At 69.2% G+C, this 26486-nt stretch carries 29 protein-coding genes and 1 pseudogene; 22 read left to right on the top strand and 8 right to left on the bottom strand.

The window, feature by feature from the left end:
* Positions 1–16 precede the first annotated feature (16 nt).
* Positions 17–790 carry an alpha/beta fold hydrolase gene (locus tag HNR02_RS13215; protein ID WP_179773485.1) on the top strand — a complete coding sequence of 258 codons (774 nt, stop codon included), beginning with the start codon at positions 17–19 and terminating at the stop codon, positions 788–790.
* Here HNR02_RS13215 and HNR02_RS13210 read toward each other — a convergent pair.
* Positions 787–1248 (bottom strand): MarR family winged helix-turn-helix transcriptional regulator, encoded by a 462-nt coding sequence (locus HNR02_RS13210; protein WP_179773484.1) that lies wholly within the window; start codon positions 1246–1248, stop codon positions 787–789. The genes HNR02_RS13215 and HNR02_RS13210 overlap by 4 nt on opposite strands.
* A 303-nt stretch (positions 1249–1551) precedes the next feature.
* Between HNR02_RS13210 and HNR02_RS13205 the strand changes: the two genes are divergently transcribed.
* From HNR02_RS13205 to HNR02_RS13155, 11 genes are all read left to right on the top strand, one after another.
* The gene (locus tag HNR02_RS13205; protein ID WP_179773483.1) at positions 1552–2379 is read left to right on the top strand and encodes a phosphoribosylaminoimidazolesuccinocarboxamide synthase; all 828 of its coding nucleotides are present in this window, start codon (positions 1552–1554) and stop codon (positions 2377–2379) included.
* A gap of 105 nt (positions 2380–2484) precedes the next feature.
* Positions 2485–2745, top strand: a complete 261-nt coding sequence (locus HNR02_RS13200) for a glutaredoxin family protein (protein WP_179773482.1) — start codon at positions 2485–2487, stop codon at positions 2743–2745.
* Between the two features lie 524 nt (positions 2746–3269).
* Complete coding sequence (locus tag HNR02_RS13195; RefSeq protein WP_179773481.1) at positions 3270–3827, top strand: TetR/AcrR family transcriptional regulator; 558 nt, start codon at positions 3270–3272, stop codon at positions 3825–3827.
* 139 nt (positions 3828–3966) lie between these two features.
* Positions 3967–4512: a hypothetical protein gene (locus tag HNR02_RS13190; protein WP_179773480.1), complete on the top strand. Its 546-nt coding sequence runs from the start codon at positions 3967–3969 to the stop codon at positions 4510–4512.
* 5 nt (positions 4513–4517) lie between these two features.
* Positions 4518–5423, top strand: coding sequence for a LysR family transcriptional regulator (locus HNR02_RS13185; protein ID WP_179773479.1), 906 nt, complete (start codon positions 4518–4520; stop codon positions 5421–5423).
* Between the two features lie 100 nt (positions 5424–5523).
* A complete protein-coding gene (locus HNR02_RS13180; RefSeq protein ID WP_179773478.1) occupies positions 5524–6666 on the top strand; it encodes a CaiB/BaiF CoA transferase family protein in 1143 nt (380 codons plus the stop codon).
* The gene (locus tag HNR02_RS13175) at positions 6663–7415 is read left to right on the top strand and encodes a crotonase/enoyl-CoA hydratase family protein (RefSeq protein ID WP_179773477.1); all 753 of its coding nucleotides are present in this window, start codon (positions 6663–6665) and stop codon (positions 7413–7415) included. The genes HNR02_RS13180 and HNR02_RS13175 overlap by 4 nt, the downstream gene beginning before the upstream one ends.
* A complete protein-coding gene (locus HNR02_RS13170; protein ID WP_179773476.1) occupies positions 7412–8152 on the top strand; it encodes an acetoacetate decarboxylase in 741 nt (246 codons plus the stop codon). The genes HNR02_RS13175 and HNR02_RS13170 overlap by 4 nt, the downstream gene beginning before the upstream one ends.
* The gene (locus HNR02_RS13165) at positions 8149–9009 is read left to right on the top strand and encodes a 3-hydroxyacyl-CoA dehydrogenase NAD-binding domain-containing protein (RefSeq protein WP_179773475.1); all 861 of its coding nucleotides are present in this window, start codon (positions 8149–8151) and stop codon (positions 9007–9009) included. The genes HNR02_RS13170 and HNR02_RS13165 overlap by 4 nt, the downstream gene beginning before the upstream one ends.
* The gene (locus HNR02_RS13160; RefSeq protein ID WP_179773474.1) at positions 9006–10175 is read left to right on the top strand and encodes an acyl-CoA dehydrogenase family protein; all 1170 of its coding nucleotides are present in this window, start codon (positions 9006–9008) and stop codon (positions 10173–10175) included. Before HNR02_RS13165 ends, HNR02_RS13160 begins: the two co-directional genes overlap by 4 nt.
* Before the next feature lie 145 nt (positions 10176–10320).
* Positions 10321–13077, top strand: a complete 2757-nt coding sequence (locus HNR02_RS13155) for a PQQ-dependent sugar dehydrogenase (RefSeq protein ID WP_246338943.1) — start codon at positions 10321–10323, stop codon at positions 13075–13077.
* 60 nt (positions 13078–13137) lie between these two features.
* Here the strand turns inward: HNR02_RS13155 and HNR02_RS13150 are convergent, their stop codons facing one another.
* From HNR02_RS13150 to HNR02_RS13130, 5 genes are all read right to left on the bottom strand, one after another.
* Positions 13138–13980, bottom strand: coding sequence for a MurR/RpiR family transcriptional regulator (locus HNR02_RS13150; protein ID WP_179773472.1), 843 nt, complete (start codon positions 13978–13980; stop codon positions 13138–13140).
* Positions 13977–15008 (bottom strand): zinc-dependent alcohol dehydrogenase family protein, encoded by a 1032-nt coding sequence (locus HNR02_RS13145; RefSeq protein WP_179773471.1) that lies wholly within the window; start codon positions 15006–15008, stop codon positions 13977–13979. Before HNR02_RS13145 ends, HNR02_RS13150 begins: the two co-directional genes overlap by 4 nt.
* Positions 15009–15027: 19 nt before the next feature.
* A complete protein-coding gene (locus HNR02_RS13140; protein ID WP_179773470.1) occupies positions 15028–15840 on the bottom strand; it encodes an LLM class flavin-dependent oxidoreductase in 813 nt (270 codons plus the stop codon).
* A gap of 79 nt (positions 15841–15919) precedes the next feature.
* Positions 15920–16606: a metal-dependent transcriptional regulator gene (locus HNR02_RS13135; RefSeq protein ID WP_179773469.1), complete on the bottom strand. Its 687-nt coding sequence runs from the start codon at positions 16604–16606 to the stop codon at positions 15920–15922.
* Between the two features lie 32 nt (positions 16607–16638).
* Complete coding sequence (locus tag HNR02_RS13130; protein WP_179773468.1) at positions 16639–17091, bottom strand: GNAT family N-acetyltransferase; 453 nt, start codon at positions 17089–17091, stop codon at positions 16639–16641.
* Positions 17092–17196: 105 nt separating this feature from the next.
* Here HNR02_RS13130 and HNR02_RS13125 point away from each other — a divergent pair, with 105 nt between their 5' ends.
* The 3 genes and pseudogenes from HNR02_RS13125 to HNR02_RS36955 all read left to right on the top strand — a co-directional run.
* Entirely contained in the window at positions 17197–17595 is a 399-nt protein-coding gene (locus tag HNR02_RS13125; RefSeq protein WP_179773467.1) for a hypothetical protein, read from the top strand.
* Between the two features lie 18 nt (positions 17596–17613).
* Positions 17614–18219: a DUF3558 family protein gene (locus HNR02_RS13120; RefSeq protein WP_179773466.1), complete on the top strand. Its 606-nt coding sequence runs from the start codon at positions 17614–17616 to the stop codon at positions 18217–18219.
* Between the two features lie 44 nt (positions 18220–18263).
* Positions 18264–18518 (top strand): annotated as a pseudogene (locus HNR02_RS36955) (hypothetical protein); the annotation flags it as partial.
* Positions 18519–18526: 8 nt separating this feature from the next.
* Here the strand turns inward: HNR02_RS36955 and HNR02_RS35430 are convergent.
* Positions 18527–18739, bottom strand: a complete 213-nt coding sequence (locus HNR02_RS35430; RefSeq protein ID WP_246338554.1) for a hypothetical protein — start codon at positions 18737–18739, stop codon at positions 18527–18529.
* Between HNR02_RS35430 and HNR02_RS13115 the strand changes: the two genes are divergently transcribed.
* From HNR02_RS13115 to HNR02_RS13090, 6 genes are all read left to right on the top strand, one after another.
* Positions 18729–19520, top strand: coding sequence for a hypothetical protein (locus HNR02_RS13115; protein WP_246339251.1), 792 nt, complete (start codon positions 18729–18731; stop codon positions 19518–19520). The two genes, HNR02_RS35430 and HNR02_RS13115, sit on opposite strands and share 11 nt — an antisense overlap.
* Before the next feature lie 4 nt (positions 19521–19524).
* A complete protein-coding gene (locus HNR02_RS13110; RefSeq protein ID WP_179773465.1) occupies positions 19525–20271 on the top strand; it encodes an ESX secretion-associated protein EspG in 747 nt (248 codons plus the stop codon).
* A 772-nt stretch (positions 20272–21043) separates the two neighbouring features.
* Entirely contained in the window at positions 21044–21751 is a 708-nt protein-coding gene (locus HNR02_RS13105) for an enoyl-CoA hydratase/isomerase family protein (protein ID WP_179773464.1), read from the top strand.
* Complete coding sequence (locus HNR02_RS13100) at positions 21748–23250, top strand: AMP-binding protein (RefSeq protein ID WP_179773463.1); 1503 nt, start codon at positions 21748–21750, stop codon at positions 23248–23250. Before HNR02_RS13105 ends, HNR02_RS13100 begins: the two co-directional genes overlap by 4 nt.
* Positions 23241–23882: a TetR/AcrR family transcriptional regulator gene (locus HNR02_RS13095; protein ID WP_179773462.1), complete on the top strand. Its 642-nt coding sequence runs from the start codon at positions 23241–23243 to the stop codon at positions 23880–23882. The genes HNR02_RS13100 and HNR02_RS13095 overlap by 10 nt, the downstream gene beginning before the upstream one ends.
* 43 nt (positions 23883–23925) lie before the next feature.
* Positions 23926–24255: a hypothetical protein gene (locus tag HNR02_RS13090; protein ID WP_179773461.1), complete on the top strand. Its 330-nt coding sequence runs from the start codon at positions 23926–23928 to the stop codon at positions 24253–24255.
* 75 nt (positions 24256–24330) lie between these two features.
* Here HNR02_RS13090 and HNR02_RS13085 read toward each other — a convergent pair whose 3' ends face one another.
* A complete protein-coding gene (locus HNR02_RS13085; protein WP_179773460.1) occupies positions 24331–25500 on the bottom strand; it encodes an acyl-CoA dehydrogenase family protein in 1170 nt (389 codons plus the stop codon).
* 104 nt (positions 25501–25604) lie between these two features.
* On the opposite strand from HNR02_RS13085, the gene HNR02_RS13080 reads away from it, so the two are divergent.
* The gene (locus tag HNR02_RS13080) at positions 25605–26297 is read left to right on the top strand and encodes a 4'-phosphopantetheinyl transferase family protein (RefSeq protein ID WP_179773459.1); all 693 of its coding nucleotides are present in this window, start codon (positions 25605–25607) and stop codon (positions 26295–26297) included.
* The last annotated feature ends 189 nt before the right edge of the window (positions 26298–26486 follow it).

Here is a 26486-nt window from a genome sequence, read left to right as displayed (position 1 = left end):
GTTTAGCGTCGGGAACATGACCACCGCGTACGACGACAAGGGCTCCGGACCCGCACTGGTCCTGATTCACGGACACCCGTTCGACAGGTCGATGTGGCGACCGCAACTGGACCACTTCGGCGACCGCGGGTGGCGGGTCGTCGCCCCGGACCTCCGCGGCTACGGCAAACACGCTGCCGACGGCGAAAAGACCCCGTTGGAAACGTTTGCGAAGGACATCACCGGCCTGCTCGACCAGCTGGGCACCGACCGGTTCGTCCTCGCCGGGCTGTCGATGGGCGGCCAGATCGCGATGGAGGTCCACCGGCTCTTCCCGGAGCGGATCCGCGCGCTGATCCTCGCCGACACCTCACCGCGCGCGGAGACCGCCGAGGGCAGGCGAAATCGCACCGAGATGGCGAAGCGATTGCTCCGCGAAGGACTCCGGCCGTACGCCGACGAGGTCCTGACGAAAATGGTGTCGCCCGCCACTGTGAAGGCGCTGCCGGAGGTCGCCGAGCACGTACACCGCATGATGCGCACGACCTCGCCGCAGGGCGCGGCCGCGGCGCTGCGCGGACGGGCCGAGCGCCCCGACTACGTGCCGATGCTGCCCGAGATCCGGGTGCCGGCGCTCGTGGTGGTCGGCGACCAGGACGAGTACACCCCGATCGCCGAGGCCGAGTTCACGCACTCGCTCATCCCGGACGCCGAACTGGTGATCGTCGAGGGCGCGGCGCACCTGCCGAACCTCGAACGCCCGGACGACTTCAACGCGGCGCTCGCGAAGTTCCTCGACGGCCTTGGTTAGTCGCGCCCGAGGTGGTGCTGGAACAGCTTGCGGCTGATCCGGCCCAGCTCGGCGAACTCGTCGTCCGTCAGCGGGCCGATCACGTGGTCGTGCACGGCCTGGCGGTATCCGGGCGTCACGCCGTGCAGGAATTCGGCCCCGTCGTCGGTGAGCACGGCGTACAGGCCGCGCCGGTCCGTCGGGTGCTGCTCCCGGCGGATCCAGCCGAGCCCGGCCAGGCGCGTGATCCGGTAGTTCAGCCTGCTGCCCGGTGAGAACAGCACCGCGGCCAGCTCGCCCATGCGCATGCGACGGTCCGGCGCACCGTCCAGGCGGGTCAGGATCTCGTACTCGGCATGGGAAATCCCGGCGGCCTCGTGCAGGTGGCGCTCGAGCGCGCGTTGCACGACCGTCTGCGCGCCCAGGTACTGCACCCAGGCCCGGAGCTGGTCGTCGGACAGCCGGCGGCTCTCCTGCATGCACCCTCCAGTCGATCGGCAGGCTGGAGGATAACCCGATTCCGGTCCGCCGTCGTCTCATTCAGGCATCGCTCGCCTGGATCGGCAACAGAATCGCTTTTCGGCGGAGAACATCGGCGAATGCGGTGGTCCGCGGGTCCGCTCCCCGGCGGGTGCGCACCACGACGAGCGGACCGTCCCCATCGGACGGTGGCGGACCGGCGGCCGCACCTGGCGCGACAAACCTCCAGCAACGTCGAGCCCGAGGTCCGCTGAGCAGCACCGTAGGATGAGTGCGGCGAAAACAGCGACAGGGACGGGACGATGAAGCACATCTACGCGGGCAAGGTTCGGGAGCTCTACCAGGACGGGGAGGACATCCTGCTCGTCGCGTCCGACCGGATCTCGCTCTACGACGTGGTGATGCCCACACCGATCCCGGACAAGGGCAAGCTGCTCACCCAGCTGTCACTGTGGTGGTTCGAGCAGCTGGCGGGAATCGTGGACAACCACGTCCGGTCCACGGATGTGCCGGAGGAGTTCGCGGGCCGCGCCATTCGCGTGAAGCCGCTGAAGATGGTGCAGGTCGAGTGCATCGCGCGCGGGTACCTGACCGGGCTCGGGCTCAAGGAGTACCAGAAGCAGGGCACGGTTTCGGGCGTCGAGCTGCCGCCGGGCCTGGTCGAGGGCAGCAGGCTGCCCGAGCCGATCTTCACGCCGACCACGAAGGCGACCGAGGGGCACGACGAGTTCATCACCTTCGACGACGTCATCGCCCAGGAAGGCCGCGCGACGGCCGAGCGGCTGCGCGAGCTGACGCTGGAGATCTACCGGACCGGCGCGGAACGGGCCGCGGCCAACGGGATCATCGTCGCGGACACGAAGGTCGAGTTCGGCTGGGACACCGACGGCACACTGACCCTCGGCGACGAGGTCCTCACGTCCGACTCGTCCCGGTTCTGGCCCGCCGACCGCTGGGAGCCGGGCCGCCCGCAGTTCTCGTTCGACAAGCAGTACGTGCGGGACTGGGTGAGCGGCACCGGCTGGGACAAGACCCCGCCCGCGCCGGAGATCCCCGGCGATGTCGTCGAGACCACCCGCAGCCGCTACATCGAGGTCTACGAGCGGATCACCGGCCGCCGCTGGGCATGAACGACGCCGGACGTGGCGCCGGAGTTCGCTGCTGACCAGCGGGACTTCCTGGAGGACGCAAGATCGTCCCGTGATCACGCCGCCCGCGCTGGTTAACCTGAAAGCATGAACACTGAGCACGTCGAGTTCTACTGGCGTCCGGGTTGCGGCTTCTGCATGGCGCTGCGTGCGGGCCTGCAACGCGCCGGGGTCCCGTTCACCGAGATCAACATCTGGGAGGAACCGGGAGCCGCCGAACGGGTCCGCGAGGTCGCCGACGGGAACGAAACGGTGCCGACCGTGATCATCGGCCCGGTGGCCATGGTGAACCCGAGCGTGGACGAGGTGCTGCACGCGGTGCGGGAGCACGCGCCCGAGCTGCTGTGAGGGGGCGGGTCCCGTAGCGCGCCCGCGCGGCCGAGTAGCACGTCCGCGCGGCCGACGCTGCACGAATGTCCCGCTCATGCGCCGACGAAGTACCCGCTCGCGGAGGTGCGGTGACACGAGCGGCCCGGTTGCGCGTCGATGAACGGTCCGTTCATGCCTGAGCGAGGTTGTCCACCACGCTGACACAAGCCCGCCACGTCCGCACGGGCAGCGGCGCGAGCGGCCCAACCACGCACCGACGAACGGCCCGTTCACGCCCCACGAGATGCCCAACCACACCGGCCCAAACCCGCCGACACCGGCACCGGGACCGACAGGGCAGCGGCACCCGCAACGGGACTGCCACCTACGCGACCGTCCCCAACCGCGCAACGATGAACGGTCCGTTCACGCCCCCACGAGATACCCAGCCGCTCACCCACGAACGGCACCCCCGCACCACGACCGTCCCACTCACACACCGATCACTGAGACGAGCACATCGATCACACCAGCAAGTACCTACCAGTAGGTACAGTGACCACGTGGACACCTCGGAGCGCCTGATCCGCAGCACGCAGGAACTGCTATGGGACCGCGGCTACGTCGGCACCAGTCCGAAGGCCATCCAGCAGCACGCGGAGGCCGGCCAGGGCAGCATGTACCACCATTTCGCGGGCAAGTCCGATCTCGCGCTCGCCGCGATCCGGCGCAGCGCCGAGGAGTTGCGCGCCGAAGCGGAGGCGGCTCTCTCGGGGCCGGGCACCGCGCGAGAAAAGATCGGCGCGTACCTTCGGCGCGAGCGGGACGTTCTGCGTGGATGCCGCATCGGGCGGCTCGCGCAGGATCCGGACATCATCGCCAGCGCGGAGCTTCGCCAGCCGGTGCAGGAGACTCTCGAATGGCTCCAGCGACGGCTCAGCGAGGTGATCTCCGAAGGCAAGCGGCGCGGCGAACTGCGCAAAACCACAAACCCGGAAGCGACCGCCGCCATGATCGCCGCCGTGGTGCAGGGTGGCTACGTACTCGCCCGCGCAGCGAACGAACCGGAGCCGTTCGAGCGCGCGATCGAAGGCGTGGGGCAGTTGCTTGACGGTGACTAACAGAGTCGAATCGAGCGAATTCCCAACACTGACAGTGATTTAGACGCCGTTTCACCGCCCCGCTCGCGTCCGCTTCACCCGGTTGCGGTACAAAGACGCGCAACTGTCGGTATGCCTTCGCGTCCGAAAGGTGGGTCCGGTGAACGACGAAGTGTCGGTGACCGAACTGCTCGCGCGCGAGGGATGGACCGAGCAGGATCGCAAGCCGCGGCCGCGGTTCCAGGTCGTGGCGGTCATGCTGGCCGTCGTACTCGGATGCGGGCTCGCGGCGATCCTCGTCAAGGTCGGCGCGGACACGCAGACCGACGACCAGGCCGCGGTGTTCAACCTCCCGCACAGCCCGACCGGCGGCCTCGCCGGCGGCGGCCTGCCGAACCAGAACTCCCACGAGCGCACCAACAGCTCATCCCAGGTCGTGGTCACCAACGAGTCCCCCGGCGCGGACGACGGCGACGACAGCGTTCTGCCCTGGGAGACGCGCCCGCGCGACGGCTCGCAGACCGAGACGGTCACCGTCACCGGCTCGGACCAGCCGCCTGCCGAGAGCACCGACCCCGGCAGCGGTCCCGGCGGCCCGAGCAGCACCGGCCAGACCGGCACCGCGACGGGCGGCAACACCACCACGACCACCACCCCACCGTGGACCCCGCCGAGCTGCCTGCTGGGAATCATCTGCGTAGGCTGAGCCGGGTGGAGGTGTTTCACCTGCGCTACTTCGTGGTGGTAGCCGAGGAACTGAACTTCTCCCAGGCGGCACGCAAGCTGCACATGGCGGCGTCCCCGCTGAGCCAGCGCATCAAGGATCTCGAACGCGAACTGGGCCACCAGCTGTTCCGCCGCAGCACGCACACCGTCGAACTCACCGAGGCCGGTGCCGCCCTGCTGCCGCTCGCCAGGGAAACCCTCGAACACTTCAACTCGATCCCGTGGCGCCTGCGTGAGGCGCTCGGCCCGCGTCACCGCATGGCGCTCATCGGCGTGCCCGCCGGCCTGCACCCCGACTTGCGTGCCCGCGTCCAGCAGCTGGAGGAACGCTGCCGCGACCGCTTCGACCTCAAACGCTGGCCCGGCCGCACCACCGACCTGATCGAGGCCGTGCACGACGGGCAGCTGAGCCTCGCGCTCGTGCGGCTGCCGGTGTCCGACCCCGCGCTCGAAGTCGCGCAGGTCCTCTCCGAACGGCTCGGCGCGGTCCTGCCCGCGGACCGGTTCGCGAGGCGGGACGAGGTGAGCTTGTCCGACCTGTCCGACCTGCCCTACGTCCCGGTGCCCGCGGAAGCGCAGCCGGTCTTTTTCGAACAACTGGACCAGGAATTGCGTGTAGCTGGCATAAAGAAGCGCCTCAAACCGCCGCGCACCGATTATTCAGGGGTTGCCGAAATCGTCGCGAGCGGGCTCGGATTCACGCTGTCGATGCTCGATCCGCAGAGCCCGATGCGCAACTACAGCGTCGAGAACGTGGCCGTGCTCCCGATCACGGATTTTGCCCCGGAGCTGCGGACGGGACTGATCTGGCGACGCGACCGGGCCGGCGACGGCGCTGAGCTGGCCGGGCTCATCTCGGACGCTCGGGAGATCTTCGCACAAATGGTATGACCGCTGCGGTCATACCATTGTTCGTTCATTGATCATTCCCTTTCCGCGTTTTCCGACCTACCGTCGAATTGTCAGGCGAGGACGAGAACGAGGAGCAGTGATGAGTGGTCCACTCGACGGTATCCGGGTCATCGACCTGTCGACGGTGGTGATGGGCCCCTACGCCGCGCAGATCCTCGGCGACCTGGGGGCGGACGTGATCCGCATCGAGGCGCCCGGTGACACGGCCCGCAACGGGCACTACCGCACCACGCCGGGCATGACCGCGCTGGCGATGGCCGTGAACCGGAACAAGCGCAGCGTCGCCCTGAACCTCAAGGACGACGAGCAGCGCGCGCGGGCGCTCGAACTGATCGACACCGCGGACGCGTTGATCACCAACATGCGGCCGGGCGCGCTCGGCAGGCTGGGTCTGACCTACGACGAACTGTCGCGCCGCAACCCGAAGCTGGTCTACGCGCACGCGCAGGGCTTCCGCAGCGACTCCGACCGGGCGGGCCACGCCGCCTACGACGAGACCGTGCAGGCCGCCTCCGGTCTGGTCGACATCGCGAACCGCGCGCTGGGCAAGCCGGTGTACCTGCCGACGATCCTCGGCGACAAGGTTTCCGCGCTGACCATCGCCTACTCCGTGCTCGCGGCGCTGCTGCACCAGCAGAAGACGGGTGAGGGCCAGCACATCGAGGTCCCGATGACCGACACGCTGATCGCGTTCAACCTGGTCGAGCACCTCGCCGGGCACACGTTCGAGCCGCCGTCGTCGCCCACCGGGTTCCCGCTGTCGATGGGGCAGGGCCACCGCGCCGTGCACACCAAGGACGGCCTGGCCTGCGTGATCCCCTACAACCCGCGGAACTTCCGCGACTTCTTCGCCGCGGCGGGGCGGCCCGAGCTGGCCGAGGACCCGCGCGTGAACGGCGACTACGTCGACTCGGCGGACAAGGACGCGCTCGCCGACCTGATCGAGGAGTGCGCCCCCGCGCTGACCACCGAGGAGTGGGCGGAGGTGTGCGCCAAGCACAGCATCCCGATGGCGCCCGTGCTGGAACTCGACCACGCCGACGAGGACGCCTACGTCCGCGAGGGCAATCTCGTCCAGGTCGTCGAACACCCCACGGAGGGCGCGATCCGGTCGGTCGGCATCCCGGTCCGCTTCTCCGCGACACCGGCCTCGATCCGCCGTCTGCCGTCGGCTCCCGGCCAGGACACCGAGGACGTGCTGCGCGAGGTGAGCATTCGATGAGCGTGCGAACGGAAACATCCGGACCGGTTCTGCTGATCACGATCGACCGTCCCGAAACCCGCAACGCCGTCGACGCGGCGGTCGCTCACGGACTCGCCGACGCGGTCGACCAGCTGGAGCAGGACAACGCCCTGCGGGTCGGTGTGCTGACCGGCGCGGGCGGAACGTTCAGCGCCGGCATGGACCTCAAGGCCGCACTGGCCGGGCAGTCCCCCGACGTGCCGGGCCGCGGGTTCGCCGGACTCGCCCAGGCGGAGATGACGAAACCGCTGGTCGCCGCTGTCGAGGGCTGGGCGCTGGGCGGCGGGTTCGAACTGGCGCTGGCCTGCGATCTGATCGTCGCCGCCGAGGACGCCAAGTTCGGGCTGCCCGAGGTCAAGCGCGGCCTCATCGCCGGTGGCGGCGGCGCGATCCGGCTGCCCCAGCGGATCCCGCACCACCTCGCGATGGAGCTGCTGCTCACCGGCGATCCGGTCGATGGACGCCGTGCCGCGGAACTCGGGCTGGTCAACCGGCTCGTCGCACCGGGCGAAACCGCCGCGACCGCAACGGAACTCGCGCAGCGGATCGCCGGAAACGCGCCGCTCGCGCTGGCGGCCGTGAAACGGGTCGTGCGAGGCCTGAACAACGAGGCCGGAGCCTTCGCCACGCAGGCGGAGGAACTGGCCGCTCTCAAGGCGTCCGACGACATGCGTGAGGGCATGCGTGCCTTCGCCGAGCGCCGCGATCCGGTTTGGAGGAGCGCATGAAGGCCGTCGATGTCGTCCAGCACAGCACGACTCCGCTGACCAGCCCTGCCTACGCGCCCACGATCCCGCGGTTCACCGATCGGGAATACCTCAACATCGTGTACCGCACGGACTTCGACGCGTTGCGCGCCGTCGTGCCGGAACCGCTGGAGATCGACGAGCCGCTGGTGCGCTTCGAGGTGATGCGCATGGGCGACGTGAGCGGGTACGGCCCCTACACCGAGGCTGGCCAGGCGATCCCGGTCCGCTTCGGCGACGAGCACGGCGAGTACCTGCACGCGATGTACCTGGACAACTTCCCGGCCACCGCGTCCGGCCGGGAGGTCAGCGCATACCCGAAAAACGTCGGCACACCACGGTTGTCCGTCGACCACGGCGCTCTCGTCGGGACGCTCGACTACGGCACGCTCCGGGTCGCGACGGCGACCATGGGCTACAAGCACCACCAGCTCGATCCCGGCGCGGCCCGCGAGCAGATCGCGGTTCCGACGTTCATGCTCAAGATCATCCCCGGCTACGACGGCCGCCCGCGGGTCGCGGAACTGGTCCGCACGCGGATCACCGACGTCACGGTGAAGGAGGCGTGGACCGGCCCCGCGCGGCTGCAGCTGTTCGAGCACGTCCTCGCCCCACTGGCGGATCTGCCGGTCCGGGAGGTCGTGTCGGCGAGCCACGTGCTCACCGACCTCACCCTCGCACCGGTCACCCCGGTGCACGACTACCTGGAGGTGTCATGAAGATCGCCGTGATCGGCGCCGGCACCATCGGCCTGTCCTGGGCCACCCTGTTCGCCGCGCACGGGCACGACGTGCGCATCAGCGACCCGCGGCCGGACCTGGCCGAAGCGCTGGGCGAGCTCATCGGCCGCGTCCATATCGCGGAGTCGGTCACCGAGGCCGTGCGAGACGCGGATGTCGTGCAGGAGAACGGTCCCGAGCGTGTCGAGTTCAAGCGTGACCTGTTCGCCCGGCTCGTCGCGGAGGCGCCGGAGCACGCGCTGCTGTTCAGCTCGTCCTCGGCGATCCCGTCGAGCGAGTTCACCCGGGACATCGACGCCTCCCGGGTCCTCATCGGACACCCGTTCAACCCGCCGCACGTCATGCCGCTGGTGGAGGTCGTGCCCAACCCGCGCACGAAGGAGGAGACCATCGGCAAAGCCGTGGAGTTCTACCGCTCGCTCGGCCGCGTCCCGGTCGTCGAGCGCAAGGAGGTTCCCGGCTTCGTCGGCAATCGCCTGCAGAACGCCCTGCAGCGCGAGGCGATCCACCTGGTGCAGGAGGGCGTGGTCGACCCCGCGGGCCTCGACGAGGTCGTGCTCAACTCGCTCGGTCTGCGCTGGGCGGCCGTCGGCCCGTTCCTCGGCTCGCACCTCGGCGGCGGCCCGGGCGGCTACCGGCATCTGACCACGCACATCGGCGCGTCGATGCACCGGATGACGCTCGGGCGGCCGGACCCGAGCCCGGAAGCGACCGAGCGCGTCATCGAAGCCGTGGAAAAAGCCTACGGCGGCAGGGAATACACCGATCTCGCGGCGGACCGCGACCGCAGGCAGTTCGCGATCCTCGCCGCACGCCAGCAAGGAGACGAAGAATGAACGGCGATTTCTACGGCTACGAGGACCTGCTGTCCGAGGAGGAGCGCAAGACACTGCTCAAGGCGCGTGACTTCATGCAGAGCGAGGTCAAGCCGATGGTCAACGAGTACTGGGCCAGGGGCGAGTTCCCGCGTGAGCTGATCGGCAAGTTCCGCGAGCTGGGCCTGGCCGGGGTGGCCTACGAGGGATACGGCGACCCGCTCCCGCGCGGCAGCCACCTGCTGGCCGGGATGCTCGCCGCCGAGTACTCACGTGTCGACGCGTCCGTGGCGACGTTCTTCGGTGTCCACAACGGACTCGCGATGTACAGCGTGTACGCCGGTGGCGATCAGGAACAGCGCGACCGGTGGCTGCCCGCGATGGCGGCGATGGACAAGATCGGCGCGTTCGCGATGACCGAGCCGCTCGGCGGTTCCGACGTCGCGGGCGGTATGCGGACCACCGCGAAGCGCGAGGGCGACACCTGGGTGCTCAACGGCGCCAAGCGGTGGATCGGCAACGCCACCTTCGCCGACCTGGTCATCGTGTGGGCGCGAGACGTCGACGACAACCGCGTCAAGGGGTTCGTCGTGGAGACCCCGGCCGAGGGGTTCGTGCCGGCCAAGATCGAGAACAAGGTCGCGTTCCGGATCGTGGAGAACGCCGAGATCACCCTGACCGACGTCCGGGTGCCGGAGGCGAACCGGCTGCAGAACATCGGCTCGTTCCGCGACGTCGCCGAGATCCTGCGCGCGACCCGCGGCGGCGTGGCGTGGCAGGCGCTGGGCGTGATGCTCGGCGCGTACGAGACGGCGCTCGCCTACGCCAGGGAGCGCAAGCAGTTCGGCAAACCCATCGCCGGTTTCCAGCTCGTGCAGGATCTGCTGGTCAAGAGCCTGGGCAACATCACGGCGTCGTGGGGCATGCTCGTGCAGCTCGCCCGGCTGCAGGACGCCGGGATCTTCCGCGACGAGCAGTCCTCGCTGGCCAAGGCGTTCGTCACTTCGCGGATGCGCGAGGTGGTGGCCTGGTGCCGCGAGCTGGTCGGCGGGAACGGCATCGTGCTGGACTACGACGTGGCCCGGTTCTTCGCCGACGCGGAAGCCATCTACTCGTTCGAGGGCACCCGCGAGATGAACACCCTGATCGTCGGCAAGGCGATCACCGGGCAGAGTGCCTTCGTGTAAGTTTTTCGCATTACAGATCCGTAACTGTGAGCAACGAAATCCCCCTTCCGGGCGAAGAGAAGGCGTACGCCTGGAAGGGGGATACATGCACTCTCGGTGGTTAGTCAGGCGCTTTCTTGCGCTCATCGGGACCGGCTTGATCACATTGGGGCTGGTCACGGCGATCGCGGCCCCGCAGGCCGCCGCCGCACCACCACCCGGTTTCGTGCTGCTCGACCAGCCGACCGGCCAGAACGCCTTCGACCTCACCGACTTCGCCTACCTGCCGGACGGGAGCTTCCTGAGCACCGGCAAGAGCGGCAAGCTGAACTGGACGTCCACCGACGGCTCGACCACCCGCACCCTGCGGACCCTCAGCGTCCGCACCGAGGGCGACCTGGGTCTGGTGGGCGTGGCCGTGGCGCCCGACTACGCCACCTCGAAGACCATCTACCTCATCCGCTCGGTGCCCAGCGGCACGTCGTTCACGCTGCGGCTGGCCAAGTGGACGGTCACCGGATCGCCCGAGCCGACCGGCATCAGCGGTGAGACGACGCTGATCGACCTGCCCGGTACCTCCGACGTGCACGGGATGACCGGGATCATCGCCGCGGACGACGGCACGTTGTGGCTGTCGATCGGCGACAACTCCGACTACACCCGCGTCGACGAGGCCGCCCTCCGCGCCGTCGACGTCAACAGCCTCCAGGGCAAGATTCTGCACCTCACGGCCGACGGCCGCGGCGTCGCGACCAACCCGTACTACGACGCGGCCAACCCGACCTCGGCCCGCAGCCGGGTGTTCGCCAGCGGGTTCCGCAGCCCCTTCCGGTTCACGCTCGACCCCAGCAGCGGCCTGCCGGTCGCCGGTGACGTCGGCTGGAACGAGTGGGAGGAACTGGACCTGGTGCAGCCGGGCCGCAACTACGCCTGGCCGTGCTGGGAGGGCAACCACCTGACCCCGGGCTACGCCGAGCTGCCCGGCTGCGCGTCCGTCACCAACACCGCGCCGCTGTGGGAGTACCACCACGGCAGTGCCTCCGACCAAGGCAACAGCATCACAGCCGGCATCGTCTACACCGGCAACAGCTACCCCGAGGAGTACCAGGGCGCCTTCTTCTTCGGCGACTACGTCGGCAAGAAGCTGTGGACGGCGCGCTGGAACGACGCGGGCACGCTGACCCAGGCCCCGCAGAACCCGCCGCTGGCCACCGACATCGGCGGACCGGTCAAGTTCGCGGCGGCCCCCAACGGCGACATCGTCTACGCCGACATCTACACCGGCAACCTGCGCCGCCTCAGCTACCCGACCGGCAACTCCACGCCGGTGGCGGAGGCGACGACGACCACCGACCCGGCGTCCCGCACCGTCACCTTCGACGCGTCGCAGTCCTCCGACTACGACGGTGACACTCTGACGTACGAGTGGGACTTCGGCGACGGCACGACCGGTAACGGCGTGACCGCGACGCACACCTACGACGGCGACGGCCCGTACACGGCGAAGCTGACCGTGCGCGACCCGCTGGGCGCGGCCGGCACGAAGACGTTCACCGTCGCACCCGCCAACCACACGCCGGTGATCACGCTGACCGACCCCGGCGACGTGCAGTTCGCGATCGGCGACGAGGTGTCGGTGTCGGCCACCGCGACCGACGCCGAGGACGGGGACCTGCAGGTCACCTGGACCAGCACCGTGCTGCACTGCCCGGAGGAGGCGACCTGCCACTCGCATCCGGGTGTGGGGGCCAGTGGTGCGTCGTTCACCGTCCCGTTCACCGATCACCCGGACTCGCGGATGCTCCTGACCGCGACGGTGACCGACAGCGCGGGCGTCTCCGCCAGCACCAGCTACACGGCCTGGCCGAGGCGGCACCGCCTCACCCTGCAGTCGAACGTGCCCGCGTCGCTGCAGATCCCGGCCGAGGGCGGGGGCAACTCCGCGCTGGTCACCGAGGGCACCACGCTCGACGTGGTGGCCGCCGAGATCGCCTCCGACGGCGCGTCCACCTTCTCGGCATGGGCCGACGGCCCCACCGAGCGGACCCGGACGCTGACCATCGGCGGCTCGGACATCACTTTGACGGCGAACTATTCGACGCCGATCGATCAGCGCTACGCGAGCGACCCCGCGGTGGCGGCGCTGCTCGGCGCGCCGACCGAACCCGAGGTGCAGGACGGCAACGTCCACTACCGCGTCTACCAGTACGGCCGCATGTACTGGTCGGCGGACACCGGGGTGCACGAGGTGCACGGTTCGATCCTCGCCAGGTATCTGGAGCTGGGCGGTCACACCCGCTTCGGCGCCCCGACGACCGATGAGCTGACCACACCCGACGGTGTGGGCCGCTACAACCACTTCATCGGCACGCCGGGCTCGCTGACCGCGTCGGTGTACTACTCGCCGAACACCGGCACGTTCGGAATCTGGGGCGCCATCCGCGAGAAGTGGGCGGAGAAGGGCTGGGAGGCGGGCCCCCTCGGCTACCCGGTCACCGACGAGCTGGTCACGCCCGACGGCATCGGCCGCTACAACCACTTCAGCAAGGACGGCTCGATCTACTGGTCACCGGCGAACGGCGCCCACTCGATCTGGGGCCTGATCCGGACGGTCTGGCAGCAGACCGGCTGGGAGGCGGGGCCGATGGGCTACCCGGCGACCGACGAACTGGTCACCCCGGACGGAGTGGGCCGCTACAACCACTTCGACAAGGCGGCGTCGATCTACTTCTCGCCGGCGACCGGGGCGCACGAGATCTACGGTGCGATCCGGGCCCGCTGGTCGGCGCTGGGCTGGGAGACCTCCTACCTCGGTTACCCGACGTCGGGCGAGTTCGCGTTCGACGGTGGGCGCCGGAACAACTTCCAGTGGGGTTACATCCAGTGGTACCCGAACGGGACGGTCGTCGACCGGCGGTACTGATCTGATCGGATGACGGGCCGCCCTCCTCGGTTCACCGGGGAGGGCGGTCTTTTTCGTTCGTCAGTAGTAGAAGTGGAGGGTGTCGAGCAGGCGGTGGTCCGGCTTCGGGTCACCCAGGCTGAGCGCGACCTCGGTGACGAGGGCCTGGGCGAGCGCGGTGAGAGCGGTCAGCGAACGGCTGCGCGAAACGCCGTCGGTTTCGGCGAAGAGCGCGACCTCGGCGGACTCCGCCAGCGGCGAGGCCGGGTTGTCCGTCAGCGCCACCACCGGCAGACCCGTTTCCCGCGCGTAGGCCGCGACGCGGACGGTGTCGGCGGCGTAGCGGCGCACCGAGATCGCGAGCAGGACCTCGTCCTCGCACAGTTCTTTCAGTTCGTCGGGCAGCGGGCCGCCGCCGAGCCGGTGCACGGCGGGCAGGATCTCGCGCAGCCGCTGGGCGGCGAGGTCGGCGACCGCCCCGCACTCCCGCAGCCCCATCACGTGCACGCGCGGCGTCGTGGCGAGGAGTTCGACCGCGCGCGACCAGGACGGCCGCTCCAGGTTGCCGAAGGTGCGGGCGAGGTTGGTCTGTTCCTGCCGCAGGGTCGCGGACAGCAGCCCGCCGGGCGACTCGGTTTCGTTCGCGTGCTCGGCGCGCCGCGCGAGCTGCGCCTGCTCGGCGACCCACGTGCGGCACAGCTCCATGATGTCCGGATATCCGGGCAGTCCCAGTGAGTTCGCGAACCGCTGCACGGTCGACTCGCGGACCTCCAGCTGCCGCGCGGCCTCGGAGATGCCGCGGTAGGCCGTCCCCTCCGGATCGGCGAGCAGCAGGTGGGCGATGCGCAGCTGCCCGGAAGCCAGTTTCGGCAGCCGGGCGCGGAGCAGCTCCGCCAGCTCCTGGTAGCTCCCCGGCGCCTTCACACCCGCATCTCCACGACGGTGACACCGGCGCCGCCGACCGGATCGTCCATGGCTGTCAACGCTTGTGGTGCTTCATCGAGCGAGATCCGCCTGGCGACGAGGGCTTGGAGGTCCATTGTGGATCGCTCGATGAGCGCGAGCATCTCCGGGTACTCGTGCGCCTGGAGGCCGTGACTGCCCAGGATCGTCAGCTCGTCGGCGATCACGCGGTGCATCGGGATCGGCGGGTCCTCGGGCATCAGTCCGATTTGGACGTGGCGGCCGTGTTTGCGAAGGCTTTCGATGGAGGCCACGCAGGTCCGCGGAAGGCCGACGCAGTCGAGGGAGAGGTGCGCACCACCACCGGTGATGTCGCGGATGCGGGCAGCCGTGTCGTCGCCGGCCTGGACGACGGTTTCGGCACCCATCTTCGTGGCCAGGTCCAGCGCTTCGGGTGCGACGTCGACAGCGACGACCCGTGCGCCCGCGGCGACAGCGATGAGGACGGCCGAAAGCCCGGCGCCCCCGCAGCCGTGCACCGCGACCCACTGCCCCGGCCGGGCCCGCCCCTGCCGCAGAACGGCACGGAACGCGGTGCCGAACCGGCACCCGAGCGCCGCGGCGGTCGTGCTGTCCAGGCTGCCGGGCAGGCGGACGAGGTTGACGTCGGCGTGATCGAGCGCGACCAGCTCGGCGAAGGATCCCCAATGCGTGAAACCGGGCTGGGTCTGGTTCGCGCAGATCTGCTGGTTGCCGGTGGCGCACTGAGTGCAGGTCCCGCAGGCACAGACGAACGGGACAGTCACCCGGTCACCAACGGCCCACCGGCGCACCCGTTTCCCGGTGGCGACCACACGACCGGACAGTTCGTGCCCGGGAACGTGCGGAAGCGCGATGCCGCTGTCGTGCCCGCGCCAGCCGTGCCAGTCGCTGCGGCACACGCCGGTCGCCTCGACCGCGACGACCACCCCGTCCGGCGCCGGTTCCGGATCGGGCACCTCGCGGACCTGCGGTGTTGCCCCGAACTCGTGGTAGACGACTGCGCGCACCCCGACACCCTACGTGCCGTCAGCGGCCCTTGAGCAGCTCCACGACCGGGGCGAACCGGTCGGCGTACCCGGAGTTGATCGTGATGTAGGACAGTCCGAGCGCGTCACGCCTGCGCAGGAGCACGTCGGCCGCCTGCCGGGGCGTGCCCGGCAGGACGCTGAGCGAGTTGCCCGCGATCAGGTCGGCGACGCTCGCCCCGATGTGGTGTTCGAGCCAGGGCGCCGGTTCGTCGCCCACCGCGAGCAGGTTCATGGCCAGCTCGACATCACGGTCGGGTGCGGCTTCCCTGACGGCGCGGACCATTCCGCGCGCGTCGTCTTCGGTGGTGGCGGGGCACCACGCCATGGTGACGATGTCCGCTTCGCGGCCGGCCAGATCCATCATCCTGGGTCCGCCCGCCGCGAGGAGAAGCCTGGGACGGTCCGTGGCCTGTTTGAGGTGGGCAACGGTCTCGGTGATCTGCGCGACCCGTTCGGCGGGCGTGCCGAAGCCGATGCCGAGCCGGTCCAGCGTGCCCTCGGCTCCCGGGCGTCCCGTGCCCAGCCCGAGCTCGAAGCGGCCGTCGGTGAGCCTGTGCAGGCTGTCCGCCTGCCAGGCCAGCAGGCGCCGGTCCCGGAACTTGCTGACGGCGACGAAGGTGCCGACGTGCAGTTCGGTGGTGACGGCCGCGGCGGCGGAGAGGGTGGTGAAGGGATCGAGGCCGTCGAGCGGGTCCGGTGAGAGGAGCGTGTCGAAGCCCCGGATTTCGGCGCGCCGGGCGAGGGCGGTCCAGTCGGCGAGGTGGGTGATCTGCCCGGCCACGAGGCCGAAGCGGAAGGGTTTGCCCGTCATGCGGTCGATGGTGTCCTCGCCGGGCTCGTCACCGCGTCCGCCCGGAGTCGGCTCTCGTACCTACGTCGAGAAGCGCGGATCAGAACACCGCCACGCTCAACGCCTGCGCGATCTCCTTACCCAGCGCATGCGTGACCGCCCCCGGCCCGGACCCCACCTTCACCACCAGCGACCCACCGAAGGGCTGCCGCTCCACCACCTCGATCCGCTCACCGAGAGCGATCGCGTGATCGGCCAGGTAGCGCAGCATGTCCGGATCGGTGTCCCACACCCGCACGATCTGCCCCACGGCGCCGGGGTCCATCTCGTCGAGAAGACGGGTCGGAACCTCCTCGACGCTGCCGTCGGCCGCCGGGATGGGGTCGCCGTGCGGATCGCGCACCGGATTGCCGAGCTTCGCGGCGATGCGCTCGACCAGCCGGTCGGAGACAGCGTGCTCGAGCGCGTCGGCCTCCGCGTGGACCTCGTCCCAGGTGTAACCCAATTCCTGGACCAGGTACGTCTCGACGAGGCGGTGGCGTCGCAGCACGCCGCGCGCCAGGAGGCGGCCGTCCGGGGTCAGCTCGATGCCGCGGTACGGGACGTGTTCGACGAGTCCCTGCTGGGCGAGCTTGGTGACCATGCCGGACGCCGACGAGGGGCTCACCTCGAGGCGCCCGGCCAGTGTCGTGTTCGTGACGGCCTCACCGCGCTCGACCAGGCCGTAGATGACCCGGATGTAGTCCTCGATCGACGACGAGGCACTGCGGTGCGGACTGTCAGGCATACTAATAACTCTACGTGCGGTCTCGGTGGGAGTCAGCCTTGCCTAACTTCCGGTGACCAGCGGTAGCGGATCCAGCCCGGCACCGGCTGCGCCCCGAGCTGCCCGTAGAAGGCGGCTGCGCGATCGTTGCCCTCCTGCATGTCCCACTCGACGCGCCCGTCGGTGCGGGCGCGCAACGCGGAGAGCAGCTCGTTGCCCAGCCCGTGGCGGCGGTGCTGCGGACGGACGTACAAATCGTCCAGCCAGATCCCCGGCCGCCCCTCCCAGGTGGAAAAGTTCCACGAGCAGAAGGCCATCCCCGCGACCGCGTCCTCCCCCGGCGGCTCGGCGATGAGGACCCACGCCTTGGGCTCCGGACCGAAAAGATGCTTGGTCATCTCCGCGCGATCCAGGATCAAGGCGTCATTGCCCTCGAAACGAGCGTGCTCCTCGATGAGCGCGCAGATCTCCTCAACGTCTGCCACCTCGGCTTCTCGTACCGGCATGTGACCCATGCTATGCGGGGCATCTGCTCCAACCGGACGCCACACATGATCCGGTGGCGCTAAGATCTCCCTTGAACTGCGTTCCGCACAGGGGGTAGGGAAGCAATGACGGATGGCAACGGAGCACCGATCGGGCCAACGATCGGCGCCGGATTGAGCGCCGTGGGCGGTGCCGGGTACAGCTTCGATCCAGACCAGATCGCGGCGCTGATCCCCAAGTGGGAGGAGTTCCGGGACAACATCAGGGATGACTATTTGAAGCTTCAAGAAGCCGCGGCGCAAGTCATTGCCCCCTCGCCCGACCAACCAGCCATCCAGAACGCGACCCAGACACTCGCGTCCGTTCAGGCTGCGATCGAGCACAACAGGGCGATGTTGAACTACGCCCAGAGCTGGATCGACAACCTGAAGAAGGCCAACGGCACCTACACGCAGCAGGATCAGGAAGCCACGCGGGGGTTGTATGGTAACAGCGGCGACACCAGCGGACACGGTCTGTACTGATAGGGGAAGAGCTGGACCATGAGGCGACGAATCCAGGCCGTGGTTGTTTCCACTATTGCACTACTAGGCTTAGCTGCCTGCTCGTCAGGGGATACCAAGCTCCCCGGCGTCACGAGCGGCGCACCAGTTGGCAGCACGACTTCCCAAACGTCAGAAACCACCGAAGTTGCACCCGCAGTCCACGAGCCGCTTGATGCGTCGCAGTTCATCACGACCCCCTGTAAGAGCTTGACTGAACAACAGACGCGCGACCTCACGATCACGGAGCGCAATGAGCAAGCTGGACCTAACGATTGCACTTGGGAGTTCGGCGCCAATCTCGAATGGACAGTGCAACTGTTCTACGCAACAGTCACTGGCGGCTTGCAGAACGACTACAACAAGAATTCCGCAGGTTTCTACGACCATGGCGGGTACTTCGAGCCGACCTCTGTCTCCGACTATCCCGCAGTCTTCAGCAACCTCTCGGATTTTCGAGCAAGCGGCACCTGCGACCTGAATGTGGGAATCGGTGGCGACACGATCTTCCACGTGACCGTCACGGGCCAGGCTGGCGAGGACAACTGCAAGGCGGCCACGACAGTGGCTGCTAACGTGATCAAAACCATCAGGACCGGGGGGTAGTGGTGACGGGAGCGGTGCTGGGTTCTGCGCCTTCATCCGTGGCGATGAGCGGCCAGCAAATCTACGAAAACTTTCACACAGCGCGCGGCCCTGGCGGCCTCCAACAGGCTCGACACAATCTGCAGACTGTGATGAAGAAGTACGAAGTTCGCGGGACGCAAGTTTCTTCGTTAGTCACCGCAATGCGGGAAGGTTGGACTGGTAGCGCCTCAGATATCGCATCCCAGAGCGTCACCCAGCTGGCTGCTACCCACACCGATGCCGCAACGGCGATGAAAACGGCCAACGACCTCATCGAAAACCAAAGTCAAGCCTTCTTCGACACGAAGAACAAGGTCGTCCCGGTCCCGGAAGTGCCCGAAATGCCGCCCTCGATCAAGGAGATCTTGGGCGACAGCGATGGGGGCTGGTCGCAGGCCGCCCGGGTTGCGGCGGCCAATTCGGCTTCCAAGCAGAATGTGGAGGCCATGACGAGCTGGTCCACGACCTCCGGTGACAATGGTGCGAGGATGCCGACCACGTACGGCACCCTCGACGCCGGCGTCCTCGGTGTCACCCAGGGCGGTACGCAGCCCGGCGGCGACATCGGCAGCGGGGCGACCAGCAACGGACCGAGTCTCGGGGGCACTGGGGGTGCCTCCCGAGGCGGCGGCGCGGTCACTGGGGGGACCTCGTCGCTGTCGGGCGGTGCGCCCTATCAGGCTCCGACCGGGCAGATCCCGGTCGACGGGCGCACCGTCGCTTCGGATGCCGCGTACACGCCACCGGCACCCGGCAGCTACAGCCCGAACGTGCCGCAGCAGGGTGGCCACGGCGGCAGCTACGGCACACCGAACGGCTACGGCATGCCCGGCGGTTACGGGAACAACCCCGGCTATCCCGGCGGGGCCGTCCCCCGCGGCGGGACCGCCCAGGGCGGCGGCCGCTTCGGTGGCGGAGCGGGTGGCGGCTCGTACGGGCGCGGCGGATCGGCCGGTGGCGGCGCGGGCCGTGGCTTCGGTCCCGGCGGTAGCGGGAGCAATCCGCTCACCGACGGCAAGCGGTTCGGTGCCGGGAACACGGCCGCGGCAGGCGAATCGTTCGGCCGCGGCGCTGGCGCGGCTGGCCGCAACGGCACTGCTGGCAGCCCCGGTGGCATGGGCGCCGGGGCCGGCAACCGTGGCAAGGGTGAGGACGACGGCGAGCACCAGCGGAAGTACATCGTGGACGAGGACGAGCACTTCCAGCTCACCGCGGAGGGCGAGAAGGCCGTCGACCCCATCACGGGGATGACCGTCTCGCCGCCGGTCCTCGGCCAGTAACGCCATGTGGTTCGCCCAGCCGGAACGGTTCCCGGTCGACCTCCTCGCGGCCATGGTCGCCAAGGTCACCGGGCACGAACTGCACATCGCGCTCGTCCCGCAGGCCGTGTGGCGCCCGGACGAAGCACAATCGGCCTTCGGCCGCGCCGTGGACGCAGCCCTCGCGCGCTACCACCGCCCCACCCGCGACGAGCCGACCTTCGTCGACGTCGCACGCCTGCTCACCACCCCGGACGAAGCGCGCTTCGGCTGGCTGTCGGACACCACGACCGGCGTCCACCGGGCCACCCTCGTCGCCGCGAACGCCCACTTCGGGGTCGTCGCCGAGCGGGAAAAGCAGGAAGTCGCCGTACGCATGTTCCAACGCGACCGGCTGAGCAAAGTCCTCGCCGACGCCCTCCCGCAGAATGTTCGCAAGTCCCCCGAGCCGTCGCTGACCGTCCTGCGCAGCGAGGTCCGGGACGCCAAGCAAACCGAACTGAACGGCAAGCGCCCCAGCCGCGCCGTGATGCGCGCCGATTACCTCGCCTCGCTCGAGCCGTACTTCATCGCCGAACTGCACGCCGAGGTCCGCGACCAGAGCGGCCAGCCGCGGCAACCGCGCTTCCCGCTGCGCGTGTACGACAATGCCGAGGGCCGGTGGACCGTCCTCACCAAGCCCCACTACGACGACCACCTCCTGTACTTCGCCCCAGCCACCGCGTCCGACGTGGCCGACCGGCTCGACGAGTTGCGCCGCGAGCTTCGCTGAGCCCCACCCTGTGCTGGTGTCAGTGGCATCGCCGTAGGCCGATGCATGGGCCGTTCGTGCCAGCGCGAACGGCACCATGATGCAGCGATGAAGGGACCGTTCACCGACACCGCTCGCCGACAGCGAGACCAGACGACCGCCATCCCCCCGAATGGGACGCTGACAGCAACACGACTGGCCCTTTCGCCAAAAGGCACCATGCATGCGACGAGGCGCCACGAGCGCGGCCTCCGAACCGACGTTAGCGAAGCCGACATCAGCGCACGAAGGGGCCGTTCGTGGCAGCGCGAACGGCACCATGATGCAGCGATGAAGGGACCGTTCACCGACACCGCTCGCCGACAGCGAGACCAGACAACTGCCATCCCCCCCGAATGGGACGCTGACAGCAACACGACTGGCCCTTTCGCCAAAAGGCACCATGCATGCGGCAAGGCGCCACGAGCGCGGCCTCCGAACCGACATTGGCGAAGCCGACATCAGCGCACGAAGGGGCCGTTCGTGGCAGCGCGAAACGAAACCCGCCGCCACAAAGCCAGCCCCAGCGCTGGCTGGACACTCCAAGCAGCACGAAGAACGCCGCCGTGCACCCACGAAAAGCGCAGTCGCCGCGACGCGACTGGTGCCGCCATCACCGCACGACTGCCGTCCGCAGTGGGGTGAGCCCAACAAGCTGGGACGGTCCCAACCAAAGACCAGACAGGCGGAACGAGAAGAACAACCATCGAACGGACCTGACCGATCGATCGATCGAACGGCTATCCTCGACCCCATGACCTCGGTGGACCTCGAGATCGAAGACGACATCGCGCACATCTGGCTCAACCGGCCGGACCGGCTCAACGCCGTGGCACCCGTGCTGGTCGATGACCTCCTCACGGCGCTGGATCGGGCAACCAGCACCAAAGCCGTCGTCCTCGGGGGGCGGGGGCGGGCGTTCTGCGCGGGGCACGACCTCAAGGAGAACCCCGAGGGCGACTCCCGCGCCCGCATCGAGCGGCTCCAGGAAGTGACCCGCCGCCTGCGGAACCTTCCGCAGCCGGTGATCGCCGCCGTGCACGGGTATGCCATCGGGGCGGGGGCCGAATTCGCGCTGGGCTGTGACCTCGTGCTCGCCGCCGAGGACGCGATCTTCGCGTTCCCCGAAGCGAGCCTCGGCCTCAGCGTGACCGGCGCGGCATCCCGGCTGCTCCCCCTCATCGTCGGGCCGCTCAAGGCGAAAGAGCTCCTCCTGCTCGGCGAACGCGTCGACGCCCGCACCGCCCACCGGCTCGGGCTCGTCAACGCCGTCGTCCCCGACGTGCACCGGACGGCGCGCGAGTGGGCCAGTCGTGTACCCGCGCATCCGGCCACCACGCTCGCCAAGCGCGCGCTCGACGCGGGAATCGACAGCGCACTCGAACAGGCCCTCGAACTCGAGGTCAGCCACGCCCTGATCACCGAGCACCTCCCCGAGAACGCCCTCGGCAGCCGGGCATGATCCCCGACGACCTCGCGGCCCTCGTCCGTCGCGCCGCGCACCGCTGGCCCGACCGCACCGCCTGGGTGTTCGACGAGACCGGCGACCGCTTCACCTTCGCCGACGTCGACCGGGAGACCGACCGCCTCGCCGGCGGCCTCGCCGCGATGAACACCCGGCCCGGCGACCGCGTCGCGGTCATGCTCCGCAACGAACCCGCCTTCCCGCTGCTCTGGCTGGCCCTCGCGAAACTCGGCGCGACCCTCGTACCCGTCAACACCAACTACCGCGAACTCGACGGGGCCCACGTCCTGCGCCACTCCGGCGCCCGCTTCGCCATCGCCGCACCCGAGTTCACCGCACTGCTCACCCGCATCGCCCCCGAAACCACACTCGAACGCGTCCTCACACCCCACGAGATACCCACCGGCGCGGCACCGCACCGAGAAACACCAGGCGAAACACCCACCAACATCCAGTACACCTCGGGCACCACCGGCGCACCCAAGGGGTGCGTCCTGCCGCACCGCTACTGGACCACCCTCGCCCGCAGCCTCGTCGACGAGTTCCCGAACCTGAACGAAGACGACCGTATCCTCACCGCCCAGCCGTTCCACTACATCGATCCACAGTGGAACGTCGCGGCCGGGCTGGCCGCCGGCGCCACCCTCATCGTCCTCGACCGCTTCCACCCCAGCACGTTCTGGGCCAAGGTCCGCGAGCACGAGATCACCTGGTTCTACTGCCTCGGCCTGATGCCCACCCTCCTCCTGCGCCAGCCCGCGGACCCGGACGACCGGAACCACCACGTCCGCTCGGTCATGGCCTCCGCCATCCCCCGCGACCTGCACACCGAACTCGAAAACCGCTGGGGCGTGCCCTGGTACGAGGCGTTCGGCATGACCGAGACCGGCGGCGACATCCGCGACAACCCGGACGACCACCGCCCGGGCAGCGGCCGCATCGGCCGCCCCCTCCGCGACCGCGAGGCGATGATCGCCGACGGCTCCGGCCGTCCGGTACCCCGCGGCGAGACCGGCGAACTGCTCCTCCGCGGCGTCGGCCTCATGCACGGCTACCACGACGACCCCGAGGCGACAGAGCGCGCCTTCCGCCACGGCTGGTTCCACACGGGCGATCTGGCCACAATGGACGCCGAAGGACGCATCTCCTACGTCGGCCGCACCAAGGACATGATCCGCCGCAGCGGCGAGAACGTTTCCGCCGACGAGGTCGAGCGCGCCCTCCTGCTGCACCCGGCCGTCGAGCTGGCGGCCGTCACCGCCGTTCCCGACGACCTGCGCGGTGAAGAGATCAAGGCTTTCATCGTGGCCGCAGGGGAAACCACCGCGGACGAGCTGGCCGCGTTCTGCGAAACCCAGCTCGCCTACTTCAAGGTCCCCCGCTACTGGACCTTCACCGCGGATCTGCCGCGCACCCCGTCCGAACGCATCGCCAAGGGCCGGCTCGCCGCGATCGACGACCCGGTGTACGACCGGACGGCGCAGGCATGGCTCTGACCACCGAGCAGCGCGTGCGGCGGGCCGCGGTCAAGCTGTTCGCCGCCAAGGGCTTCCACGGCACCGGGATCCGGGACCTCGCCCAGGCCGCCAAGATCTCCCCGGCGAGCCTCTACCACTACATGGGCACCAAGGAGGACCTGCTCGCCGCCATCATGCGGGAGTGCCTCGACCGGCTCCTGCTGGCCGCGCGCCAGACCCTCGACACCGTCGACGACCCGGCCGGACAGCTCTCCGCCCTGGTCACGTTGCACGTCATGGCCCACGCCGCGCAGCCGGCCGAGACCCGGGTGGTGGACAACGAGGTCGGTGCACTGTCCCGCGGCAGGCGCCGCGTCGTCGTCGGCCTGCGGGACGAGTACGAGGCCATCTGGGCCGGCGCGATCGAGAAGGGGGTGTCCGCCGGCGTGTTCGACGTGCCGGAACCGGCCGTGACCAGGCTCGCGCTGCTGGAAATGTGCACCGGCGTCGCGCGCTGGTACTCACCACGTGGTGCGTTGTCCCTCGACGGCCTCGCTGACCGATATGCCCAGCTCGCGCTGCGCATGCTGGGAGGCCCGCCGACCGGGGGCGAGACGGCCGCGGAACGGGCCCGCGAGGTCGCTACCCGGGTGTGGCGCATACGGCCCTAGCTGGGGTCTTGCCGACTCGGCCGGGCTGAGGGACCCTCGAAGGGTGACTGAGCGAACGATCCAGCTGGAATTGGACGAGTCGGGTCTCGCCTTGGGACTCCCGGCTCCGTCTCACCCTCAGGATCATGTACATGATGTGCCCTACCGCCCCGTCCAGTTCCGCGACGACGACCTGCCCACCGCGCTCGAGCGGTGCGCGAACTGGCTCAAGTCGGCACAGGACTGGCTCGGCGAGCCGGTGGACGTGGTAGCCATCCACCTCGACTACGACGACCGCGAAGGCGCGCCGTACTACGACCTGAAGGTCCTCTGCAACGAGGAAGACCTGGCCGGGGCACCGCGCGCACTGCGCGACGCCAACGCCCAACTCTGAATTCCCGGTAAGCAAGACCTCGGGGCCGCCTCCGTGAAACCGCGGAGACGGCCCCGAGGGGTGCGCTCGAAACCGCTAGCCCAGCGAACCGCCGACCTTCGCATGCCCCTTGAGCAGGTTGCGGGCGATCGTGCGCCGCTGGATTTCGTCGGTTCCCTCATAGATCCGCAGCAGGCGCAGTTCGCGGTACCACCGCTCGATCGGCAGTTCCCGTGTGTAGCCCATGCCGCCGTGGATCTGCAGGACGCGGTCGACGATCTCGTTCGCCTTCTGACCGCCGTACAGCTTCGCGATCGACTGCGCGTGTCGTGAGTCCATTCCGGAATCGACCTGCCAGGCGGCGTGCAACACCAGCCAGCGCAGGGCTTCCAGCTCGACGCCGGAGTCGGCGATCATCCACTGGATGGCCTGGCGCGTCGCGATCGGTGCTCCGAACGTCTCCCGCGTGTTGGCGTGCTCGATCGCCATCGAGATGAGCCGTTCACAGGAACCGATGGCACGGGCCGGAAGCAGGTAGCGGCCGCGGCCGATCCACTGCATCGCCAGCGCGAAACCCTGGCCCTCCTCGCCGAGGATCTGGCTTTCCGGCACGCGCACGTTGTCGAAGACGAGCGCCGCCGGGCCCCATTCGCCCATGGTGTCGATCGGCTCGGACTTCCAGCCCATGTCCCGGTCGACGAGGAAGCAGGTGACCCCGCCGTTCGCGCCCTTCTCGGGGTCGGTGACCGCGAAGACCATCACGAAGTCGGCCTCGTTGCCGCCGGTGATGAAGGTCTTCTCGCCGTTGATGATCCAGTCCGCGCCGTCCCTGCGGGCCGACGTGCGGATGTTCTTGGCGTCGGAACCGGCGCCCGGCTCGGTGATCGCGAAGCACGACTTGCGCTCGCCGGAGATCGTCGGCAGCAGGTAGCGCTGCTTCTGCTCCTCGTTGGCGTGGAACAGGATGTTGTCCGCGGCGCCGCCGAAGCGGAACGGCACGAACGTGCGGCCGAGTTCGGCCTCCAGCAGGGCGGTCATGATGGCCGACAGGCCCATGCCGCCGTACTCCTCGGGCGTCTGCACACCCCAGAAGCCGGACTCCTTCGCCTTGAGCTGCAGTGCGGTCAGCTCGTCGGAGGTGAGGCCCGGTTCGCCGCGGCGTTCGCGGCGCAGCACCTCCTGTTCGAGCGGCATCAGCTCACGCTGCACGAACGTGCGCACCCAGTCGCGCACCTCCCGCTCCTCGGTGCTCAAGCTGAAGTCCATCGTCGGCCCTCCTACTAAGCGCTTGCTTACCTGTCAGGTTAGCGCACGCCTCGGCCCGTCACCAGAATCGCGTTCGGTGCGACCGACCGCGTAGGTTGGATTCCGTGATCGAGTGCGTGGTGTGGTGGGCGGTTCCGCTGCCGAACGATGCCTCCTACCTCGGCCTGCTGGACGACGTCGAGCGCGGCAGGCACGGCGGCTACCGGCAGGAGATCGACCAGCGCCGGTTCCTCACCGGCCGGGTGCTCGCCAAGACGGTGGCCGGGCAGCTGCTCGGACGCGCCCCCGCGGACGTCACCTTCGACGCGACGTGCGACGACTGCGGCAAGCCCCACGGCAGGCCGCGCGTGCCCGGGGCGGCGTTCGACCTGTCCATCTCGCACTCCGGGGAACGGATCGGAGTCGCGGTGACCAGCGGTGTGCCGGTCGGACTGGACGTCGAAACCGCCACCCGCAAGACGGACGACTCCCTGATCGCCTACGCCCTGAACGACACCGAGCGCCGCGCACTGGAGGGTCTCTCCGAGGCCGAGCGGACCGACGCGTTCTTCCGCTACTGGACGGGCAAGGAGGCGGTGATGAAGGCGACCGGGCGCGGGCTGCGGATCCCGTTGAAGAGCATCACCCTGGCCGGGCCCGGGGAGGCGCCACGGCTGGTCGCGTCACAAGACCCGGCACTGGACCCCCGGCGAACGCGCATCGCCGATCTGGACCCCGGCGAGGGGTACCGCGCGACGCTCGCCGTACTGGCCGACGAGGACCTGAAAGTCACCGAACACTGGTGGACACCCGCATAGCCCCCGCGCCCACCGCAGAACTCACGCGCGCGATCCCCACGCTCGCAACCGCCACCCGGCAACGCACCGCACCCACCCCCGAACCAGCCCTCTCCCGCAACCCGAGCGGCAGGGCCAATCCGCCGGGCGCGCCAGCGCCCGGGCGTAGCTTGCGAAGCCGACGCCCTGGATACGCGTAGCGCCAAGCAC

This window comes from Amycolatopsis endophytica, from assembly GCF_013410405.1.
Lineage (GTDB): Bacteria > Actinomycetota > Actinomycetes > Mycobacteriales > Pseudonocardiaceae > Amycolatopsis_E > Amycolatopsis_E endophytica.
This window is presented reverse-complemented; position numbering and strand designations above follow the sequence as displayed.

What these genes read in the sequence shown, in the direction of transcription:
- HNR02_RS13130 (WP_179773468.1), bottom strand. Translation starts at nt 17,091, where the DNA reads ATGCCGGTACGAGAAGCCGAGGTGGCAGACGTTGAGGAGATCTGCGCG.
- HNR02_RS13095 (WP_179773462.1), top strand. Translation starts at nt 23,241, where the DNA reads ATGGCTCTGACCACCGAGCAGCGCGTGCGGCGGGCCGCGGTCAAGCTG.
- HNR02_RS13180 (WP_179773478.1), top strand. Translation starts at nt 5,524, where the DNA reads ATGAGTGGTCCACTCGACGGTATCCGGGTCATCGACCTGTCGACGGTG.
- HNR02_RS13200 (WP_179773482.1), top strand. Translation starts at nt 2,485, where the DNA reads ATGAACACTGAGCACGTCGAGTTCTACTGGCGTCCGGGTTGCGGCTTC.
- HNR02_RS13105 (WP_179773464.1), top strand. Translation starts at nt 21,044, where the DNA reads ATGACCTCGGTGGACCTCGAGATCGAAGACGACATCGCGCACATCTGG.
- HNR02_RS13175 (WP_179773477.1), top strand. Translation starts at nt 6,663, where the DNA reads ATGAGCGTGCGAACGGAAACATCCGGACCGGTTCTGCTGATCACGATC.
- HNR02_RS13085 (WP_179773460.1), bottom strand. Translation starts at nt 25,500, where the DNA reads ATGGACTTCAGCTTGAGCACCGAGGAGCGGGAGGTGCGCGACTGGGTG.
- HNR02_RS13140 (WP_179773470.1), bottom strand. Translation starts at nt 15,840, where the DNA reads ATGACGGGCAAACCCTTCCGCTTCGGCCTCGTGGCCGGGCAGATCACC.
- HNR02_RS13135 (WP_179773469.1), bottom strand. Translation starts at nt 16,606, where the DNA reads ATGCCTGACAGTCCGCACCGCAGTGCCTCGTCGTCGATCGAGGACTAC.
- HNR02_RS13120 (WP_179773466.1), top strand. Translation starts at nt 17,614, where the DNA reads ATGAGGCGACGAATCCAGGCCGTGGTTGTTTCCACTATTGCACTACTA.
- HNR02_RS13170 (WP_179773476.1), top strand. Translation starts at nt 7,412, where the DNA reads ATGAAGGCCGTCGATGTCGTCCAGCACAGCACGACTCCGCTGACCAGC.
- HNR02_RS13125 (WP_179773467.1), top strand. Translation starts at nt 17,197, where the DNA reads ATGACGGATGGCAACGGAGCACCGATCGGGCCAACGATCGGCGCCGGA.
- HNR02_RS13110 (WP_179773465.1), top strand. Translation starts at nt 19,525, where the DNA reads ATGTGGTTCGCCCAGCCGGAACGGTTCCCGGTCGACCTCCTCGCGGCC.
- HNR02_RS13160 (WP_179773474.1), top strand. Translation starts at nt 9,006, where the DNA reads ATGAACGGCGATTTCTACGGCTACGAGGACCTGCTGTCCGAGGAGGAG.
- HNR02_RS13100 (WP_179773463.1), top strand. Translation starts at nt 21,748, where the DNA reads ATGATCCCCGACGACCTCGCGGCCCTCGTCCGTCGCGCCGCGCACCGC.
- HNR02_RS13210 (WP_179773484.1), bottom strand. Translation starts at nt 1,248, where the DNA reads ATGCAGGAGAGCCGCCGGCTGTCCGACGACCAGCTCCGGGCCTGGGTG.
- HNR02_RS13205 (WP_179773483.1), top strand. Translation starts at nt 1,552, where the DNA reads ATGAAGCACATCTACGCGGGCAAGGTTCGGGAGCTCTACCAGGACGGG.
- HNR02_RS13215 (WP_179773485.1), top strand. Translation starts at nt 17, where the DNA reads ATGACCACCGCGTACGACGACAAGGGCTCCGGACCCGCACTGGTCCTG.
- HNR02_RS13115 (WP_246339251.1), top strand. Translation starts at nt 18,729, where the DNA reads ATGCCGACCACGTACGGCACCCTCGACGCCGGCGTCCTCGGTGTCACC.
- HNR02_RS13165 (WP_179773475.1), top strand. Translation starts at nt 8,149, where the DNA reads ATGAAGATCGCCGTGATCGGCGCCGGCACCATCGGCCTGTCCTGGGCC.